Annotated in this window: 7 protein-coding genes, 4 tRNA genes and 3 pseudogenes; 11 read left to right on the top strand and 3 right to left on the bottom strand. The window is 72.9% G+C overall.

Annotation, left to right across the window (positions count from 1 at the left end; all coding sequences use genetic code 11):
- Positions 1–88 precede the first annotated feature (88 nt).
- The 9 genes and pseudogenes from E6W39_RS40745 to E6W39_RS00775 all read left to right on the top strand — a co-directional run.
- Positions 89–1,246, top strand: a pseudogene (locus E6W39_RS40745) (acyltransferase domain-containing protein); the annotation flags it as partial.
- A 68-nt stretch (positions 1,247–1,314) separates the two neighbouring features.
- A pseudogene (locus E6W39_RS43350) lies at positions 1,315–1,527 on the top strand (hypothetical protein); the annotation flags it as partial.
- 183 nt (positions 1,528–1,710) lie between these two features.
- Positions 1,711–3,588: a beta-ketoacyl reductase gene (locus E6W39_RS00805; protein ID WP_141631759.1), complete on the top strand. Its 1,878-nt coding sequence runs from the start codon at positions 1,711–1,713 to the stop codon at positions 3,586–3,588.
- A gap of 17 nt (positions 3,589–3,605) precedes the next feature.
- Positions 3,606–13,746 (top strand): annotated as a pseudogene (locus E6W39_RS40735) (type I polyketide synthase); the annotation flags it as partial.
- Positions 13,747–13,779: 33 nt separating this feature from the next.
- Positions 13,780–14,478 (top strand): alpha/beta fold hydrolase, encoded by a 699-nt coding sequence (locus tag E6W39_RS43890; RefSeq protein WP_407658342.1) that lies wholly within the window; start codon positions 13,780–13,782, stop codon positions 14,476–14,478.
- A gap of 248 nt (positions 14,479–14,726) precedes the next feature.
- Positions 14,727–14,799, top strand: a tRNA-Trp gene (locus tag E6W39_RS00785).
- A gap of 34 nt (positions 14,800–14,833) precedes the next feature.
- A tRNA-Leu gene (locus E6W39_RS38895) sits at positions 14,834–14,906 on the top strand.
- Between the two features lie 5 nt (positions 14,907–14,911).
- A tRNA-Leu gene (locus tag E6W39_RS00780) sits at positions 14,912–14,985 on the top strand.
- Between the two features lies 1 nt (position 14,986).
- Positions 14,987–15,069: transfer RNA gene (locus E6W39_RS00775), tRNA-Ser, on the top strand.
- A gap of 24 nt (positions 15,070–15,093) precedes the next feature.
- On the opposite strand, the gene E6W39_RS00770 is transcribed toward E6W39_RS00775, so the two are convergent.
- The gene (locus E6W39_RS00770; protein WP_220140136.1) at positions 15,094–16,020 is read right to left on the bottom strand and encodes a DUF2797 domain-containing protein; all 927 of its coding nucleotides are present in this window, start codon (positions 16,018–16,020) and stop codon (positions 15,094–15,096) included.
- A gap of 135 nt (positions 16,021–16,155) precedes the next feature.
- Between E6W39_RS00770 and E6W39_RS00765 the strand changes: the two genes are divergently transcribed.
- On the top strand, positions 16,156–17,454 hold the full coding sequence (locus E6W39_RS00765) for an MFS transporter (protein WP_228717868.1): 1,299 nt from the start codon (positions 16,156–16,158) through the stop codon (positions 17,452–17,454).
- A 97-nt stretch (positions 17,455–17,551) separates the two neighbouring features.
- On the opposite strand, the gene E6W39_RS00760 is transcribed toward E6W39_RS00765, so the two are convergent.
- Positions 17,552–18,454: an SURF1 family cytochrome oxidase biogenesis protein gene (locus E6W39_RS00760; RefSeq protein ID WP_228717867.1), complete on the bottom strand. Its 903-nt coding sequence runs from the start codon at positions 18,452–18,454 to the stop codon at positions 17,552–17,554.
- A gap of 174 nt (positions 18,455–18,628) precedes the next feature.
- Between E6W39_RS00760 and E6W39_RS00755 the strand changes: the two genes are divergently transcribed.
- Entirely contained in the window at positions 18,629–18,985 is a 357-nt protein-coding gene (locus E6W39_RS00755; protein ID WP_141631756.1) for a UBP-type zinc finger domain-containing protein, read from the top strand.
- A 27-nt stretch (positions 18,986–19,012) separates the two neighbouring features.
- On the opposite strand, the gene E6W39_RS00750 is transcribed toward E6W39_RS00755, so the two are convergent.
- Positions 19,013–19,507 (bottom strand): hypothetical protein, encoded by a 495-nt coding sequence (locus E6W39_RS00750; protein ID WP_220140135.1) that lies wholly within the window; start codon positions 19,505–19,507, stop codon positions 19,013–19,015.
- Between the last annotated feature and the right edge of the window lie 131 nt (positions 19,508–19,638).

Here is a 19,638-nt window from a genome sequence, read left to right as displayed (position 1 = left end):
CGCCGACCGAGGCCCTGCCGGCCGATGCCCGTTCAACCGATGCGATGCCGGCCGACGCCCCCGAGCCGCCGGCCGGCCGGTCCCGTGGCTGCTGTCGGCCAAGAGCGACGCCGCCCTGCGCGAGCAGGCCAGGCAGCTCCGGATCCACCTGGACGCCCACCCGGACGCCCGGCCCGCCGACATCGGCCACTCGCTGGGCGCCGCCCGCTCACTGTTCGACCACCGGGCCGTCGTGGTCGGCGAGGGCCTCGACGACTTCCGGCAGGGCCTCGACGCCGTCGTGGACGGGCGGAACGCGGCCAACACCACCAAGGCCTCGGCCGTCGCGGGTGGCCGGGCCGTGTTCGTCTTCCCCGGTCAGGGATCCCAGTGGGTCGGGATGGCGGCCGGGCTGCTGGAGTCCTCCGAGGCGTTCCGCGAGAGCGTGCTGGCCTGCGACGCGGCGCTGTCCGAGTTCGTCGACTGGTCGGTGCTGGACGTGCTGCGGGAGGCCCCGGACGCGCCGCCTGCGACCCGGATCGACGTCATCCAGCCGACGCTGTTCACCATGATGGTGTCGCTGGCGGCCGTGTGGCGCTCCTACGGGGTGGAGCCCGCCGCCGTGGTGGGCCACTCGCAGGGCGAGGTCGCCGCGGCCTACGTCGCCGGCGGCCTGTCGCTGCGGGACAGCGCCAGGATCGTCGCCAAGCGCAGTCAGGCGTGGCTCCGGCTGGCCGGTCGCGGGGCCATGCTGTCCGTGAACCTGCCCGCCGCGGAGGTCGAGGCGCGGATCGGCGATCGTAGCGACAGGATCTGCGTCGGCGCCGTGAACAGCCCCAACACGGTGGCCGTCTCGGGCGACCCCGAGACCCTCACCAGCCTGCTCGACGAACTGGTCGCCGACGGTGTGTCCGCGCGGCGGGTCCCGGGCGTGGACACCGCCGGGCACTCGCCCCAGCTCGACGAGTTGCGCGAGGAGCTGCTGGAAGCACTGGCACCCGTCGCACCGAAGCGCTCGGAGATCCCGTTCTACTCCACGGTGACCGGCGGCCTGTTCGACACCGCCGGGCTCGACAACGAGTACTGGTACCGGAACATCCGTCAGCCCGTCGAGTTCCGGATGGCCGTCGAGGCGCTGCTGGGCGCCCATCACAGCGCCTTCATCGAGGCCAGCCCGCACCCCCTGCTCGCCCTCTCGATCCACGACAACGCGACCGCGCACGGGGCCGGCGAGGCGGGAGTGCGGGTCATCGCGACGCTGCGCAGGGAGGACGGCGGCATCCGCCGCGTGCTGAACTCCCTGGCCGACGCGCACACCCAGGGGCTGACCGTCGACTGGCAGACGGTGTTCGCCGGTACCGGGGCACGCCGCGTGGACCTGCCGACCTATGCCTTCCAGCGTCAGCGCTACTGGCTGGAGCCCACGGCGGCCGCCGAGGAACTCCGCGCCCCGGTGGGGCCGAGGGCATCGACGAGGAGTTCTGGACCGCCGTCGAGAGCGCCGACCTGGCGTCGCTCGCGGCCACGCTGCACCTCGAGGGCGAGCAGCGCAAGTCACTGGAGGCCGTCGCCCCGGCCCTGTCGGCGCTGCGCCGCCGGCAGAAGGAGAGCGCCTCGGTCGACTCCTGGCGCTACCGGATCAGCTGGCGCCCGCTGACCGCACCGACCGCCACCGCGCCGTCCGGCCTGTCCGGCCGCTGGCTGGTGCTGGCACCCGCCGACACCGCATGGGTGGACCCGTGGGCCGAGGGCCTGCGCGCCGCCGGCGCGCAGACCACGGTGCTCGCACTCGACCCGGTCACCATGACCAGGGAGACCCTGGCCAAGGAGCTGGCCGAACTCGGGGAGCTCAGCGGCGTGCTGTCCTTCCTCGGCGCCGACCAGCGACCGTTCGGCGCGGACGGGCAGCTGCCCGCAGGCCTGCTCGCCACCGTGGCGACCGTCCAGGCACTGGGTGATGCCGACGTCTCCGCCCCGCTGTGGGTGGCCACCCGCGGCGCGGTGAGCGTGGGCGCGTCCGACCGGCTGCGCAGTGCCGTCCAGGCACAGGTGTGGGGCATGGGGCGGGTCGCGGCGCTGGAGCACCCCGACCGCTGGGGCGGACTGATCGATCTGCCGGAGGTCGCCGGGGACCGGGAGGTGGCGGCGTTCACCGGCATCCTGGCGAGCCCGGACGGCGAGGACCAGGTGGCCGTGCGCACGGCCGGGGCCTTCGCCCGACGGCTCGTCAGGACGCCGCAGCACCGCGGCGAGCCCACCAGGCCGTGGCAGCCGCGCGGCACGGTCCTGATCACCGGCGGTGCCGGCGGGGCCGGCGAGCGCGTCGCCCGCTGGGCGGCCGCCCGGGGCGCCGAGCACCTGCTGCTGCTCAGCCGTCGGGGTGCCGACGCGCCGGGAGCCGCCGAACTGACGGCGGAGCTGACCGCACTGGGCGCCCGGGTCACGTTCGCCGCCTGCGACGTGGCCGACCGCGAGGCGCTGCGCCTCGTGCTGGAGCAGCAGATCCCCGCCGAGTACCCGCTGACCGCGGTCGTGCACACGGCCGCGGTGCTGGACGACGGCATCCTGGACGGCATGACTCCGGAGCGGTTCGGCCGGGTCCTCGGGCCGAAGGCGGTCGGCGCGCTGAACCTGGACGAACTCACCCGGCACCTGGAGCCGTCCGCCTTCGTGCTGTTCTCCTCGCTCGGTGGCACGGTCGCCTCGTCCGGCCAGGCCAACTACGCCGCGGCGAACGCCTTCCTGGACGCGCTCGCCGAACAGCGCCGCGAGCAGGGCCTGCCCGCCACCTCCATCGCCTGGGGCAACTGGGGGAGCGACGGCATGGCCGGCGGCGAGGAGATGCAGCGCCACCTGCGGCGCCACGGCATGTCGGCCATGGACCCGGCACTGGCGATCACCGCGCTGCAGGGGGCCGTGGAGTACGGCGAGGCCACCGTCACGGTGGCGGACATCGACTGGGAGAGGTTCCTGCCCAGGTTCACCTCCACCCGCCCCAGCCGCCTGGTCGAGGAGCTGGCCGACGTCCGACGGCTCGCCGCCGGCGGCGGCGGGGCAGGCGGCAGCGGGACGGGTGGCAGCGGCGAGCAGCCGCTCGCCCAGCGGCTGGCGGTGCTGGCGCCTGCCGAGCGCTCGGCGGCACTCCTGGACGTCGTCCGGACCCAGGTCGCCGAGGTCCTGGGACACGCCTCCGGTGACGCCGTCGAGGAACGGGTCGCGTTCAAGGAGATGGGCTTCGACTCGCTGACCGCGGTCCAGCTGCGCAACCAGCTGAGTGCCGCGACCGGCGTGCAGCTGCCGGCGACCCTGGTGTTCGACTACCCCAACCCCGCCGAGCTCGCCGCCTACCTCCGCTCGCGCCTCTTCGAGGCGGAGGAGAGCGCCGACACGGCGGTCCTGGCCCGGCTGGATGAGGCCGATTCGGCGCTCACCGCGCTCCTGGCGGACGAGTTCGACGGCAAGAAGGTCGAGGAGCGCCTGCAGGCGCTCCTGGCGAAGCTGCGGCAGGTGGGCGCGGCGGATGACGAGGACTCCGCGGCCGAGCGGTTCGAGTCGGCCAGCGACGACGAGATGTTCGACCTCATCGGCGAGCGATTCGGGATCTCCTGAGCCTCGTCCCACCCCGGTCCTTGCTGAGTACAGATGATGGAGAGTCCCTGATGGGAAACGAAGAGAAGCTCCGGTACTTCCTCAAGCGGGTCAGCACCGAGCTGGACGAAACCCGTTTGAAGATGCGCGAGTTGGAGGATGTGGCCCACGAGCCGATCGCGATCGTGGGGATGGCCTGCCGGTACCCGGGCGGGGTGCGGTCGCCCGAGGAGCTGTGGCGCCTGGTCGCCGACGGCACGGACGCCATGGCGGAGTTCCCGGCCGACCGCGGTTGGGACCTGGACGCCCTCTACGACCCGGACCCGGACGCTGAGGGGAGCTTCTCCGTCCAGGAGGGCGGATTCCTCTACGACATCGGCGAGTTCGACCCGGGGTTCTTCGGCATTTCGCCGCGTGAGGCGCTGGCGATGGACCCGCAGCAGCGGCTGCTGCTGGAGACCTCCTGGGAGGCGTTCGAACGGGCCGGCATCGACCCCACGGCTCTCGGCGGCAGCAGGACCGGGGTGTTCACGGGCACCAACGGCCAGGACTACAGCATGGTGCTGATCGATGCGATCGAGGAGGCCCAGAACTACCTGATCACCGGCACCGCCGCGAGTGTGATGTCGGGCCGGGTGTCGTACGTGTTCGGCCTGGAGGGGCCGGCGGTGACGGTGGACACGGCGTGTTCATCGTCGCTGGTGGCGCTGCACCTGGCGGTTCAGGCGCTGCGGGCGGGTGAGTGCGACCTGGCGCTCGCCGGTGGCGTGTCGGTGATGTCCACACCCGCACTGTTCGTGGGCTTCTCCCGCCAGGGCGGTATGGCTGGTGACGGTCGGTGCAAGGCGTTCGCGGATGGGGCGGACGGCACGGGCTGGGGCGAGGGTGCCGGCGTGCTGCTGGTCGAGCGGCTGTCCGATGCACGCCGGCTCGGCCACAACGTCCTTGCGGTGGTGCGGGGTTCGGCGGTGAACCAGGACGGTGCGTCGAACGGTCTGACCGCGCCGAACGGTCCGTCGCAGCAGCGGGTGATCCGGCAGGCGCTGGCCAACGCGCGGCTGGCGGTGGGTGATGTGGACGCGGTGGAGGCGCACGGCACCGGGACGCGGTTGGGTGACCCGATCGAGGCGCAGGCGCTGCTGGCGACCTACGGTCAGGGACGCGATGCCGAACTTCCGCTGTGGCTGGGCTCGTTGAAGTCGAACATCGGTCACACGCAGGCGGCTGCCGGTGTGGCGGGTGTGATCAAGATGGTGATGGCGCTCCGGGAGGGCGTCCTTCCGCAGACCCTGCATGTCGATGAGCCGTCGAAGGAGATCGACTGGACCTCCGGCGCGGTGGAGTTGCTGACCGAGCGGCGGGCGTGGCCGGAAGTGGGGCGCCCTCGGCGTGCGGGTGTGTCGTCGTTCGGTGTGAGTGGGACGAATGCGCATGTGATCCTGGAGCAGGCGGAGGAGCCTGCGTCGATGGAACAGGAGGCTGTGGTTGGGCTTCCGGTGGTGCCGTTGGTGGTGTCGGGCAAGTCTGAGGAGGCGGTGCGGGGTCAGGCTGCGGCGCTGCTGGAGCGGTTGGAGGCCGAGCCGGGGCTGGGGCTGCTGGATGCGGCGTTTTCGGCGTTGACGTCGCGTTCGGTGTTTGAGTACCGGGCGGCGGTGGTGGCGGCGGATCGTGGTGAACTGCTGGCTGCTCTGGGTGGGTTGGCGTCGGGTGCGGTCGGGGTCTCGGGCGCGGTGTCTGGGCGCTTGGGGCGGTGTTCTCGGGTCAGGGTTCGCAGTGGGCGGGCATGGGCCGGGAGTTGGGTGAGGCGTTCCCGGTGTTCGCGCGGGCCTACGAGGAGGTGTGCACGCAGCTGGGTATCGAGCTTCCGTCGGATGACTCGATCAACCAGACCGGGTTCGCGCAGCCGGCGATTTTCGCCCTGGAGGTGGCGCTGTACCGGCTGTTGGAGTCGTGGGGTGTGACGGCTGGGGTGTTGGCCGGGCATTCGGTGGGTGAGATCGCTGCCGCGCATGTGGCGGGGGTGCTGTCGCTGGAGGATGCGTGTGCGCTGGTGGTGGCGCGCGGCCGGCTGATGCAGGCGCTGCCGACGGGTGGCGCGATGGTCGCGGTCGGCGGGTCCGAGGAGACCGTCCGGGCTGCGATCGAGGGCGTGGAGGGTGTCTGGCTGGCGGCGGTGAACGGTCCGTCGTCGGTGGTGCTGTCGGGCCTTGAGGAACCGGTGCTGGCGGCCGCCGCGCGTCTGGCCGAGCAGGGGTGCCGGACACGGCGCTTGACGGTGAGTCATGCGTTCCACTCGGGTCTGATGGACCCGATGTTGGAGGAGTTCGCGGGCGTCGTGGCCGGGTTGGAGCTGCGGGAGCCGGTGCTGCCGCTGGTCTCCACGGTGACCGGCCGGGCGGAGTCGGAGCTGTGGACGCAGCCGCAGTACTGGGTGCGTCAGGTCCGCGACGCGGTGCGTTTCGCCGATGGCGTTGCCGCCATGCTGGATCTGGGTGTTGGCAGCTTCGTCGAGGTGGGCCCGGACGCGGTTCTGTCCGGCATGGTCGCGGAGTGCCTGCCCCAGGACGGCCCGGCCCGCGGCGTGGTGCCGACCATGCGTTCGGGGCGCGACCAGGTCCGCGCTGCCGTGGAGGCGCTGGCGCGCCTGCACGCCACCGGCACCCCGGTTGCCTGGGACACGCTGTTCGAGGGCACCGGCGCCCGTCGCGTCGACCTGCCCACCTACGCGTTCCAGCGCCGCCGCTACTGGCTGGAACCCTCGGAGCGGCCGGTGTTGGGGGCGGCGCCGTTGGACGCGGTGGACGGCCGGTTCTGGGAGGTCGTGGAGCGCGGTGACCTGGCGGGACTGAGCGCGGCCCTGGGCGTCGACGAGATCCAGGCGGAGTCGCTGGAGGCGGTGCTGCCGGTGCTGTCGTCGTACCGACAGCGGGTCCGCGAGCAGTCCGCCGCCGACCACTGGCGCTACCGCATCACCTGGGACGGCTTCACCCCGCCGACGGCCGGGCGGCTGTCCGGCACCTGGCTGCTCGTCGTTCCGGCCGGGATGACCAACCCGGAACACACCGGCGCCGCCAGCGCGTTCGACGCGTTGGTCCGGGGGTTGAACACCGCTGGTGCCGAGGTCGTCACCATCGATGTCGATCCGGCGACCGTCGACCGCAGCGGCCTCGCGAAGCTGATCGGTGACGCCGGGGTCGGCATCACCGTCACCGGCGTGCTCTCCTTCCTCGCGCTGGACGAGCGGCCGCACACGGCTGGGGAGAGCGTCGCGGCGGGCCTGGCCGGCACCGCGAACCTCCTCCAGGCGCTCGGCGACGCCGGTGTGACCGCACCCCTGTGGGCCGCCACCCGAGGCGCGGTCGCCGTGACCGGCGGCGAGGAGCTCGCCAGCGCGGCGCAGGCACAGGTATGGGGCCTCGGCCGGGTCGCGGCGCTGGAACACCCAGACCGCTGGGGCGGGCTGATCGACCTGCCCGCGGCCGCCGACGACCGCACGGTCGCCCTCCTGACCCGCGTCCTCGCGACCAGGGGCGGCGAGGACCAGGTGGCGCTGCGACCGTCGGGGGCCTTCGCCCGCAGGCTGGTCCGCGCACCGCTGGACCACCTCGGCACCGCCCGGACCTGGGCGCCGACCGGCACCGTCCTCGTCACGGGCGGGACCGGCGCGCTCGGCGCACACGTGGGCCGATGGCTGGCACGCAACGGAGCCGAGCACGTGCTGCTGGTCAGCCGGCGGGGCCCGGCCGCACCCGGCGCTACCGAGCTGGAAGCCGAACTGACCGCGTTGGGCGCCAAGGTGACCGTCGCGGCGTGCGACGTCTCCGACCGCGCCGCGCTGGAGCTGCTGTTCGCGCAGGTGCCGGCCGAACACCCGCTGACGGCGGTGGTGCACACTGCGGGCGTGCTCGACGACGGGGTCCTGGACGCGCTCACGCCCGAGCGGTTCGACCAGGTGCTGCACGCGAAGGTCGACTCCGCCCGCCACCTGCGGGAGTTGACCCGGGACACCCCGCTGGACGCGTTCGTCCTGTTCTCCTCGCTGGCCGGGACCCTAGCCTCGTCGGGCCAGGGCAACTACGCTGCGGCCAACGCCTGTCTGGACGCCATCGCGCAGCAGTGGCGTGCGGAGGGCGCGCCGGTCACGTCGATCGCCTGGGGCAACTGGGGGAGCGACGGCATGGCCGGCGGCGATGGCATGCAGCAGCAGATGCGGCGCCACGGCGTTCACCCCATGGACCCGGAGCTCGCCGTCGCCGCCATGCACCAGGCGGTGGAGAACGGTGACTGCTGCCTCGGCATCGCCGACATCGAATGGCAGCGCTTCGCCCCGATGCTGACCTCCGCCCGGCCGAACCGCCTGATCGAGCGGATACCCGAGGTGCGTGAGGCCCGGGAGTCGTCGGCTCCCGACAGCGGCGCCGACGAGGAGAAGCTGCCGCTCGCCCGTCGACTGGCCGGCCTCAGCGGCGCCGAGCGGGCGCGAACCCTGCTGGACCTGGTGCGCACCCACGTGGCCGGAGTCCTCGGCCACGAGTCGCCGGACCTGGTGAGCGGGAGCCTCGCGTTCAAGGAGTTCGGCTTCGACTCGCTGACCGCCGTGCAGCTCCGCAACCAACTGGGCGCCGCCACCGGCCTGCACCTGCCCGCGACCCTGATCTTCGACTACCCGACCCCCGAGGCACTGGCGGCGCACCTGGGCCGGGAGCTGGTGGGTGAGCAGGACACCGGAGCCCAGCTCAGCGCGCCGGCCTCGGTGGCGCTGGACGAGCCGATCGCGATCGTGGGCATGAGCTGCCGCTTCCCCGGCGGCGTGCGGTCGCCCGAGGACCTGTGGCGGGTCGTGGCCCAGGGCATCGACACGGTGTCCGGCTTCCCGACCGATCGTGGCTGGGACCTGGACCGGCTGCGCGACCCGGACCCCGACACCGAGGGCACCTCCTACACGCACGAAGGCGCGTTCCTCAGCGACGTCGCCGAGTTCGACCCGGGGTTCTTCGGGATCTCGCCGCGCGAGGCGCTGGCGATGGACCCGCAGCAGCGGCTGCTGCTGGAGACCTCCTGGGAGGCGTTCGAGCGCGCCGGCATCGACCCCGCCGCGGTGCGGGGCAGCCGGACCGGCCTCTTCGCGGGCACCAACGGCCAGGACTACCTTCCGCTGTTCGCCGACGGAGCCGCCGCCGGGCTCGAGGGTTTCCTGATGACCGGGAACACGGCGAGTGTGATGTCGGGCCGGGTGTCCTACGTGTTCGGCTTGGAGGGGCCGGCGGTGACGGTGGACACCGCGTGTTCGTCGTCGCTGGTGGCGCTGCACCTGGCGGCGCAGGCGCTGCGCTCGGGCGAGTGCGACCTCGCGCTGGCCGGTGGCGTGACCGTGATGGCGACGCCGGGCGCGTTCGTGGAGTTCTCGCGGCAGCGCGGTCTGGCGGTTGACGGTCGCTGCAAGGCGTTCGCGGATGCGGCGGACGGTACGGGCTGGGGCGAGGGCGTCGGCATGCTGCTGGTCGAGCGGCTGTCGGACGCGGTGGCGAACGGCCACAACGTCCTTGCCGTGGTGCGGGGTTCGGCCGTCAACCAGGACGGTGCATCGAATGGTCTGACCGCGCCGAACGGTCCCTCCCAGCAGCGGGTCATCCGCCAGGCGCTGACCGGTGCCGGGCTGTCCGGTTCCGAGGTCGACGCCGTCGAGGCCCACGGGACGGGGACGCGTTTGGGTGACCCGATCGAGGCACAGGCGCTGCTGGCCACCTACGGTCGGGAGCGGTCGGCCGACGAGCCGCTGTGGCTGGGGTCGGTGAAGTCGAACATCGGCCACACCCAGGCGGCTGCCGGCGTGGCCGGTGTCATCAAGATGGTGATGGCGATGCGGGAGGGCGTGCTCCCGCAGACCCTGCATGTCGATGAGCCGTCGACGGAGGTCGACTGGTCGGCAGGCACGGTACAGATTCTGACGAACAATCAGATTTGGCCGGACCGTGGGCGGGTGCGTCGGTCCGCGGTGTCGTCGTTCGGTGTGAGCGGGACGAACGCGCATGTGATCCTGGAGCAGGCGGAGGAGCCTGCGCCGATGGAACAGGAGGCTGTGGTCGGCCTTCCGGTGGTGCCGTTGGTGGTGTCGGGCAAGTCCGAGGCGGCGGTTCGGGGTCAGGCTGCGGCGCTGCTGGAGCGGTTGGAGGCCGAGCCGGGGCTGGGGCTGCTGGACACGGCGTTCTCGCTGGCGACGTCGCGTTCGGCGTTTGAGCACCGAGCGGCGCTGGTGGCAGCTGATGGTGGTGAACTGCTGGCTGCTCTTGGTGGGTTGGCGTCGGGGGCGTGGCTGTTTCGGGTGTGGTGGCAGGTCGGTTGGGGGCGGTGTTCTCGGGTCAGGGTTCGCAGTGGGCGGGCATGGGCCGGGAGTTGGGTGAGGCGTTCCCGGTGTTCGCGCGAGCCTATGAGGAGGTGTGCACGCAGCTGGGGTGGAGCTGCCGTCGGACGACTCGATCAACCGGACGGGGTTCGCGCAGCCGGCGATTTTCGCCCTGGAGGTGGCGCTGTACCGGCTGTTGGAGTCGTGGGGTGTGACGGCCGGTGTGCTGGCCGGGCATTCGGTGGGTGAGATCGCTGCCGCGCATGTGGCGGGGTGCTGTCGCTGGAGGATGCGTGCGCGCTGGTGGTGGCGCGCGGGCGGTTGATGCAGGCGCTGCCGGCGGGTGGCGCGATGGTCGCGGTCGGCGGGTCCGAGGACGTAGTCCGCGCCGTGGTCGATGGCGTGGAGGGTGTCTGGCTGGCGGCGGTGAACGGTCCGTCGTCGGTGGTGCTGTCGGGCCTTGAGGAGCCTGTGCTGGCGGCCGCCGCCAAGCTTGCGGAGCTGGGCTGCCGTACGCGGCACCTGACGGTCAGTCATGCGTTCCACTCGGGTCTGATGGACCCGATGCTGCGGGAATTCGCGGACGTCGTAGCCGGGTTGGACCTTCGCGAGCCGATGCTGCCGCTGGTCTCCACCGTCACCGGCCGGGTGGAGTCGGAGTTGTGGACGCAGCCGCAGTACTGGGTGCGCCAGGTCCGCGACGCGGTGCGTTTCGCCGATGGCGTTGCCGCCATGCTGGACTTGGGTGTTGGCAGCTTCGTCGAGGTCGGCCCGGACGCGGTGCTGTCCGGCATGGTCGCCGAGTGCCTGCCCAGGACGGCCCGGCCCGCGGCGTGGTGCCGACCATGCGCTCGGGACGTGACCAGGTCCGTGGCGTGGTGGAGGCGCTGGCGCGCCTGCACGCCACCGGCACCCCGGTCGCCTGGGACGCGCTGTTCGAGGGCACCGGCGCCCGCCGGGTCGACCTGCCCACCTACGCCTTCCAACGCCGCCGCTACTGGCCGGAGGCATCCGGCGCAGGAGCCAAGGACGCGACCGGCCTGGGACTGGAGGCCGCCGCCCACCCGCTGCTCGGTGCGGCGATCGAGGTCGCGGACAGCGACGAGCTCCTCTTCACCGGCCGCCTCTCCCTTTCGACTCACTCCTGGCTGGCCGACCACACCGTGCTCGGTGCCGTCGTCATGCCCTCGGCCGGATTCCTGGAGCTTGCCATCCGTGCCGGCGACCAGGTCGGCGCAGCTCTCGTCGAGGAGTTGACGCTGGAGGCGCCGCTGGTGCTGGGCGCGGGCCCCGGCGTCCGGTTGCAGGTCCTGGTGTCGCAGCCGGCCGCAAGCGGCGACCGCGGCGTGGTGATCCACTCACGCCCGGAGGGTGCCGCCGACGAGCCGTGGACCCGGCACGCGAGCGGTGTGCTGGCGACCGACGGCCCGGCCGACGGCGCCGACCTGACCCAGTGGCCGCCCGCCGGGGCCGAGCCCGTGGACCTCGACGGGTGCTATCAGCGCCTCGCTGACTCGGGTTTCGCCTACGGGCCCGCGTTCCAGGGGCTGCAGGCCGTCTGGCGCCTCGGCGACACGGTCTTCGCCGAGGTGGCGCTGCCGGAGCAGATCGCCTCGCAGGCCCGGTCGTTCGCTCTGCACCCGGCGCTCCTGGAGGCTGCTCTGCAGCCCGTGTCGCTGCTGACGACGGGCGACGGCGAGGGTCGGCGGGGGCTGCCGTTCTCCTGGAGCGGCGTCTCGCTGGGCGCCGCCGGTGCCACCAGCCTGCGGGTGCGGCTCACTCCGGCCGGGCCGGAGACGCTGTCGCTGGCGATCGCCGACGGAACCGGGCGGTCGCTGGCCACAGTTGAGTCCCTCGCGCTCCGCCCGGTCCGGGCCGAGCAGCTCGCCGCCGCCGGAAGCCCGGCACAGCAGTCGCTGCTCGAACTGACCTGGGTGCCGCTGCCGGTGTCGGACGAGACGGCACCGGACGTGGTCGGGTCGTGGGTGACCGTCGGTGGCGCCGAGGCCGTGCGACTCGCGCAGGCCGCGCGCACCGCCACCCCAGCCCGGTCGACCGAAGGCCTGGTCGTCGTTCCCGACCTCGCCGCGCTCGGCGAGCAGGTGGCCGCAGCCGGTCGGGTGCCGGAGCTCGTGCTGCTCCCGGTTCCCGCGACGCATGCCCCGGATGCCCCGATCGCAGCAGCCGCGACGGCGGCCGTGGGCTGGGCAACCGAGGCCGTGCAGGCATGGCTGGCCGACGAGCGCCTGGCCGGCGCGCGGCTGGTGTTCGTCGCGTGCGGCGCGGTGACCACCGGCGCGGCGGACGGCGCCGTGGATGCGGTCGGGGCCGCGGTGGTCGGACTCGTCAGGGCGGCGCAGGCCGGCAACCCCGGACGCTTCGGCATCCTCGACCTCGCCGACGAGCCGTTCGACGGCATCGTCGCGGCTGCGCTCCTGACCGCCGACGAGCCCCAACTGGCGGTCCGCGCGGGCACGGTGCTCGCACCGAGGCTCGCCCGAGTGCCCGCGCGGGCGGCCGACGCCCCGGGACCCGCTCTGGCGTCCGAGGGCACCGTGCTGGTCACCAACGCCAGTGGGGCGCTGGGACGCGAGGTGGCCAAGGAACTGGTGGCCGCCCACGGCGCACGCCACCTGCTCCTGGTCGTCACCGGCAAGCGCGACCTCGCCGACGAGCACGAGCTCGCCGCCGCGGGCGACCTGGACAGCGCGGTTGCGGCCGAACTTCCGGGCGCAGGTGTGCTGGTGAGCCGCGCGGTCTGCGATCTCACCGACCGCACCGCGCTCGACCGGCTGCTGCAGGACATCCCCGCCGAGCACCCGCTGACCGCCGTGGTCCACCTGCCGGGGGCCGAGGGGCCCGGGGCGGTCGCCGAGCAGGCCGCCGAGGCCGCGCAGCGCCACCTGGAGTCGCAGATCGCCGCAGCGGAGAACCTGGACCTGGCCACCCGCGGTACCGAGCTGTCCTCCTTCGTCGTGTTCTCCGCCACTGCGGGCACGCTCGGCTGCTCGGACCGGGCCGGCGCCGGCGTGGTCGGCGCGTTCCTGGACGCGCTCGCCCACCTGCGCAGGGCGGCCGGCCTGGCGGCGACGTCGCTCGGCTGGGAGCTGTCGACGGGGACCGATCGGACGATGCCGGAGCCGTGGACGGCCTGGCTGGGTGCCCGCGACGAGCTCGGGCTGCTCGGCGCGGCGATCGGGAGCGGGCTGCCGACCGTCCTGGCGCTGCGGCTGCGTGCCAAGAGCCGCGCGGCGTCGGACCACTCGACCACGGTGCCCGCGCTGCTGCGGGGCCTCGTGCGGGCGACGTCACGCCGCGCCGCGTCGGCCGGGACCGTGCCGACGGTCGAGGACCTCGGGCAGCGGCTGGCCGGCCTGCCGCAGAGCGAGTGGCCGGCCGTGCTGACCGATGTCGTCTGCGGCCAGGCCGCCGCGGTGCTCGGCCACGGCGCCGGCGACGCGGTCGAGGCGGAGAAGGGGTTCATCGAGCAGGGCTTCGACTCCCTCACGGCCGTGGAGTTGCGCAACCGGCTGAACGACGCGACGGGTCTGCGCCTGCCGTCGACCCTCGTGTTCGACTACGCGACCCCGGCGGCGCTGGTCCAGGGCCTGTCGGCGGAGCTTGCCGCCCAGGGCCCGGCCGGACTCGCGGGCGGGCCGGCGGTGAGGCAGCCGAGCGGCTCGGCAGCCGTCGGCACCGTCGCACCGGCTCCGGCCTCGGCGCCGGCATCCGACGGCTATCTGGCCTCGATGTTCACCAAGGCCTACGAACTCGCCAAGCTGGAGCACGGCCTCGACCTGCTGATCGCGGCCGCCAGGATCAGGGAGAAGTTCGAGGACCCGGCGCAGGTCGCCCGCACGTCGGACCTGGTGACCCTGGTGTCGGGGCCGGACGAGCCGGCGATCGTCTGCTTCCCCACCTTGGGCGCGCTGTCCAGCCCGTACCAGTACGCGCGGTTCTCCGCGCCACTGGGCGGCCGACGCGAGGTGCTGTCGCTCCCGCTGCCCGGCTTCGTCAAGGGCGAGCTCCTGCCCGCCGATCTGGGGGCGATCGTGGAGCAGCAGGCACAGGTGATCGAACGTCGCTTCGGGGATCGCCCGTTCGTGCTGCTGGGTCACTCGTCCGGCGGCTGGACGGCGTCCGCGGTGGCGAGCCGGCTGGAACGCAGCGGCGTGCGGCCGGCGGCCCTGGTGCTGCTGGACACCTACGCTCCGGACAGCCCGCCGCCGGCCTCGATCCAGTACGGGTTCATCGACACCATGCTCGACCGCGGTGATGTGTTCGGCACCATCGACGACACCCGGTTCAGCGCGATGGGCGGGTACTTCGACGTGTTCGCCGAGTGGCAGCCGGTGGCGCTGACGGTGCCGACCCTGCTGGTCAGGGCGCAGGACCCGCTGCGGCACTCGTCGGCCGAGGCCGGTGAGGCCGAGGAGTGGCGCTCGTCCTGGCCGCTCCGGCACGAGGCGTTGACCGTCCCGGGCCACCACTTCAGCATGCTGGAGGAGTACTCGGAGGACTGCGCCGTCGCCGTCCACGACTGGCTGTCCGCCACCCTCGGCGCCTGACGCCCAACGAGGCGACCGGGTTCTCCAGGGGCGTGTGAGGGCGAGCCGACCGGCTCGCCCTCACACGTCTTTGAGCCGGCGTGTTGTGCGTCAGTCCTCGTCCTGCGCGGTCGCTCCGATATTCAGTCGCCCGCGGCGCCCCGACTGCCTACTCTCGTAGCACACGCACGCGTTGAGCGCTGGGATGCAAGCGGGGCTGTAACCCCTGCTCCTACGGGATGGCGAGGTTCGATTCCTCGGCAACGCACTGGTCTGTAGCTCAGGTGGTAGAGCGTCCGCCTCCAAAGCGGAATGTCGCGGGTTCGAATCCTGCCGGGCCGGCAAGTGGGCGCACGCCAGCGTGCGCCCGGGACTTGGCGTCGTACCCCAACGGTAGAGGGAGTCGGTTCAGGACCGGCGCAGTGTGCGTTCGAATCGCACCGACGCTACGCGAGGCGCTGTAGCCCAACTGGGAGAGGCGGCGGTCTGAGGGGCCGCAGGTTGCAGGTTCGAATCCTGTCAGCGCCACGGAGGATTGGCCGAGCGGTAAGGCAGCGGCTTGCTAAGCCGTCGTCGGGGTCACCCGCGCAGGTTCGATCCCTGCATACTCCGCCTCGTAGGCCGGTGCATGCGGTGTCAAGTGGCCGGTGGGTCAGAAGAGTTGGTCTTGCTGGGACTCGGCGGGCAGGGGCTGGAGCGGAGCTGTGGACTCGGCGTCGGGTGCGCACCGCAGCAGCTCCCAGCCGGCCAGCAGGCGTACGTCCAGCAGGATCGTGCCGGCATCGGTGGCCAGGTAGAGGTCGCTGCCGATCCGGCTGACGATGGTGCCGGCGAGCTGCTGCCCGGGTGCCAACGGACGCACCGCTGCCGCCGGGCGCAGGCCGTCCTCGGGCAGGGGTAGCGGTGTGCGTGGTCGCTGATCACCGGGGCGCGACGGGCTTGCCCGGAAGGCCAGTTGAGGCCCTGGCAGTCCCCGATCGCGGCAGCCAGGGCGGCCTCGCGCTCGGCAGTGGTGCCCGGCCGGGCGCGGGCTCGGCGCTTGCGGCTGCTGCTGACCCGGTCGGGCAGGCCCAGGGCCGCACCGAGTAGCCGCTCGACCCGGCGCGCGGCCGGCAGCGATCCGGTGGAGAGGACGACCGAGGCCAGCGCGCCCTGTTCGAGGAGGCGCGCCGAGCCGCGCTCGGTCCTGCTGATCCCGACCTTGATCAACTCGCCGTGGTGGGCCAGGTACACCGCGTACTCGCGCTTGTCGTCCAGCAGACTGGTGTCGGTGGCAACGGAGTTGGTGGCCGCCAGTGCGCCACACGCCTCGCACTGCGCCCGGCGGGCGGCCGGTGCGAGCGGCGCGGTGAGCGGGCACTCGATCCGCCGGCCCGCATGGCGGACGCCCACACAGCGCCGGTCCGCGCCCACCAGCACGGCCAGCCGACCGCCGACCGGGAGCGGACTCAGACGCGGTGCGCGGCCGGCCGGTGCGTCCCATTCCAGGGCCACCTGCTCGTCGGGCGTCCAGCGGAGGCCGATCGGGCGCCAGGCGGACCCGGGCCGCTCGCTGCCGTTCATGCTCCTCCGTCCGGGCCGCTCTGTCGTAGTTCTGCTACAGGGGGGAACTCTACGTCGGACACGGAGGATTCGAGGCCGCTAGGGTGGCGCGCGGTATCAGGCGATCTTGGTGGGGGTTGAGATGGAGCAGGCGCTGTGACGGAACTGGCGACGGATGTGGGCGAAGCCGAGCCGGAGCTCGGCAGTCCGAGCCTGTGGCGGCAGCGGGATTTCATGCTGCTGTGGGGCGGCCAGACGGTCAGTGAGATGGGCTCGGCGGTCACCCAGGTCGCGCTGCCGCTGGTCGCGGTCGTCGCGCTCAAGGCGAGCACGTTCCAGGTCGGTCTGCTGACCGCGGCCACCACAGCGGCGTTCGCGCTGATCGCGTTGCCCGCGGGCGCGCTCGTGGACCGCGGCTCCAAGCGGTCCATCATGATCGTCTGCGACCTGCTGCGCCTGCTGCTGATCGGCTCGCTCCCGCTGGCCGCCGCCCTGGGTGCTCTGACCATGACGCAGCTCTACCTGGTCGCCCTGGCCGCCGGCGTGTGCACGGTGTTCTTCGACGTCTCCTACCAGAGCTACCTGCCGTCGCTGGTCCGCACCGAGCAGCTGATGGACGCCAACGGCAAGCTCGGGACCACCGGCGCCTTCTCGCAGCTCGGCGGACCCAGCCTGGGCAGCGGGCTGGTCGCGGCCTTCGGCGCAGCGGGAGCGATGACGGCCGACGCGATCTCCTACGCGCTCTCGGTCGCGTCGGTCTTCGGCATCAGGAAGCGCGAGGAGCCGCCGCGTGCGCGGCGGGCGGACGAGACGCTGCGCAGCCAGATCGCCGAAGGACTGCGATTCGTCGTCCACCACAAGATATTGCGGAGGATCGTGGCGTGCACGGGCATCTCGAACCTGTTCAGCGGCATGAACACGGCGCTGGCGATGGTCTTCCTGATCCGGGTGCTGCACGTGCGGCCCGCGTTCACCGGATTGATCATGGCGGGCGGGGCCATCGGCGGCATCGCAGGCGGCATGCTCGCCGGCCGGCTGGCGAAGCGGTTCGGTTCGGCGCGGATCATCTGGATGTCCGCGCTGTCGTTCAGCGCCCCGCAGGCCATCGTGGCGGCGGCCTGGCGCGGCTGGGGAGTGCTGCTCGTCCCGCTGGGCTGGAGCATCACCTACTTCGCGGTGATGGTGTACAACATCGCGCAGGTCAGCTACCGGCAGTCGGTGACGCCCCCTGAGCTGATGGGGCGGATGAACGCGGCCGTCCGGTGGGTCGTCTGGGGCACGATGCCGATCGGCGGCATCCTCGGCGGGCTGCTGGGCACGCTGATCGGGGTGCGGCCCGCACTCTGGGTGGCGGTCATCGGGTTCTCGGCGGCCGGCTGGTTCGTGTTCTTCTCCCCGCTGCGCCACCTGCGCGATGTTCCGGAACCCGAACCGGCGCCCGTCGCCACGAGTTGATGCCGCGCGTGGAGCCCCGCACCAGCCGCCGTGGAACGATGAGGCCGCAGCTCGTCGAGAGCTGCGGCCTCAGCACCGCGAACAGTGTGCGCGCGTACTAGCGCTGCGCGGGGTCGGACTCGGCGGCCGGGACGGTGGCCTTGTCGGAGCCCGGGGTGGGGCCGGGCTCCTCTGCCGGGGCGTCCGGGGCGGGGCCGGCCGCGGCGGCGGCTTCGTCGGCGGCCTGCTTCTCGCGGGCCTCGCGGAGGTCGCGGCGCAGCATGACGATCCAGCCGGCCGGGATCAGCGCGGCGAACAGCCACCACTGGATCGCGTAGGGCAGGTGGACGCCCTTGCCGACCACCGCGGCGTCGCCGGTGGAGGTGACATTGGGGCCCGGTACGTGCTCGGCCTCGTCGGCGCCCGGCGGGGTGGGGTTGGTAGAGACCAGCTCCAGGTAGCCCGCGACCACCGGCTGCTTCAGGCGCGCGGCCTGCTCGCTGCTGTTGATCCGCATGAACATCCGGTCCGGCAGCCCGCGCTGCTCCCGTCGGAAGGTCTCGTCGGGCCGCAGCCGACCGGTCACCGTCAGCTCACCGGAGGGGGCCGGCGGCACCGTCGGGTAGCTGGTGGCGTCCGCGTTCGAGGCGATCCAGCCGCGGTTGACCAGCACCACGTCGCCGGCGTCGGTGACCAGCGGGGTGACCACGTAGTAGCCGACCGTGTCGCCGGAGGCGTCGGTGCGCTGGCGGATCACGAACTCGTACGACGGGTCGTAGTGCCCGGTCGCGGTGACCGAGCGGTACGTCTCCGCGGCCGGCACAGTCCCGCCGGGGTGCGAGATCACATCCATCGCGACCGGCGGCGCCTGCATCGCGGCGGAGGTCGCGGTGTTCTGCCGGTTGGTCTGCTCATAGCGGTGGTACTGCCACCGCCCGAGTAGGAACATCGCCGGGATGATCGCGAAGAAGACGAGGGTCAGGATCACCCAGCGCCGGGTCAGGAGGATACGGAACAGCACTGGACGACGCTATCTCCCTTTACCTCTCCGCCACGAACCGGCCCCGGCGCAGTGCACCGGAACACCGGGCCGAGCGGTGGCGCGGGGTCGGCGGAGCCGCCCTGGCGCCGGGCCCCGCGCTCCGGCAGGCCCGGCCCCCGACCGGTCGCTACGCTGACTGAGGAGGTGTCAGTGATGAGTGGTGACAGAACGATCCCCGGTATCGACCCGAGCGTGCCCCCGAGCGGCGAGGGATGCGTGGAGTGCCTGGCGGCCGAGGGGTGGTGGTTCCACCTGCGCCGGTGCGCCGCATGCGGTCACATCGGCTGCTGCGACTCCTCACCGGCCCAGCACGCCAGCGCGCACGCCCGCACAGCGGGCCATCCCTTCCTGACCAGCTTCGAACCGGGCGAAGACTGGTTCTGGAACTTCGAGACCGAGCAGTTCTACGACGGTCCGGCGCTGGCCGGCCCGACCTCGCACCCGGTCAGCCAGCCCGTCCCGGGACCGGCCGGCCGCGTCCCGGCCGACTGGGAGCAGCGGCTGCACTGATCGGTGCGCGCCGTCACCCCCCGTGGCCTACTGGCGCTGCCGGGACGCCCGATGGCGGCGGCCGTCGCCCCTCGCCGGTCGGCGCCAGGTGAGCAGCAGCCCGACCAGGGCGGTGGCGGCGGCAACGCCCTCGGCGATGGCGGATGCGGTCTTCTCGGGGTACCAGACCGGTTCGTACATGTTCGGCAGGGGACCGATGGCCCCGACATCGTTGTAGCGGTAGACCAGCACGGCCGCGAGACCCGCGCCGGCCACGGCGAAGGCGAGCAGCCAGGCGTACCGGTGGCGTCGCAGGACGAGCAGGAGCAGGGCGGCGAGGGCCGCTGCCGCGGCCTCGGCCCGGAAGAGGCCGCCCTGGCTGACGGTGGCCTTGATCGGGTCGTAGGACTGGGCGAGGTCGGCGTGCACATAGGCGTCGACGGCCAGCCCGGCCGCGGTGAGCAGGCTCAGCAGCCACAGCACGGCGGCGGTGCGGGATCGGTGCGTGGCAGGCGGGTGGACCTGGGTGGTGGTGGCGGCCACGGCGGCGTCTCCTTTCCGCGTGATCGCTTCTCGGAGAACGGTGAGGTGCGCCCGGCCGTCACGGAGGTTCGCCGGACCCGGTGGCAGGGGCGTTCTCCGCTTGGTACGCGCCGGCCCGAGCGTCGGTTCAT

The organism is Kitasatospora acidiphila (genome assembly GCF_006636205.1).
Taxonomy (GTDB): Bacteria; Actinomycetota; Actinomycetes; order Streptomycetales; family Streptomycetaceae; genus Kitasatospora; species Kitasatospora acidiphila.
This window is presented reverse-complemented; position numbering and strand designations above follow the sequence as displayed.

What these genes read in the sequence shown, in the direction of transcription:
- E6W39_RS00755 (WP_141631756.1), top strand. Translation starts at nt 18,629, where the DNA reads ATGAGTGGTGACAGAACGATCCCCGGTATCGACCCGAGCGTGCCCCCG.
- E6W39_RS00770 (WP_220140136.1), bottom strand. Translation starts at nt 16,020, where the DNA reads ATGAACGGCAGCGAGCGGCCCGGGTCCGCCTGGCGCCCGATCGGCCTC.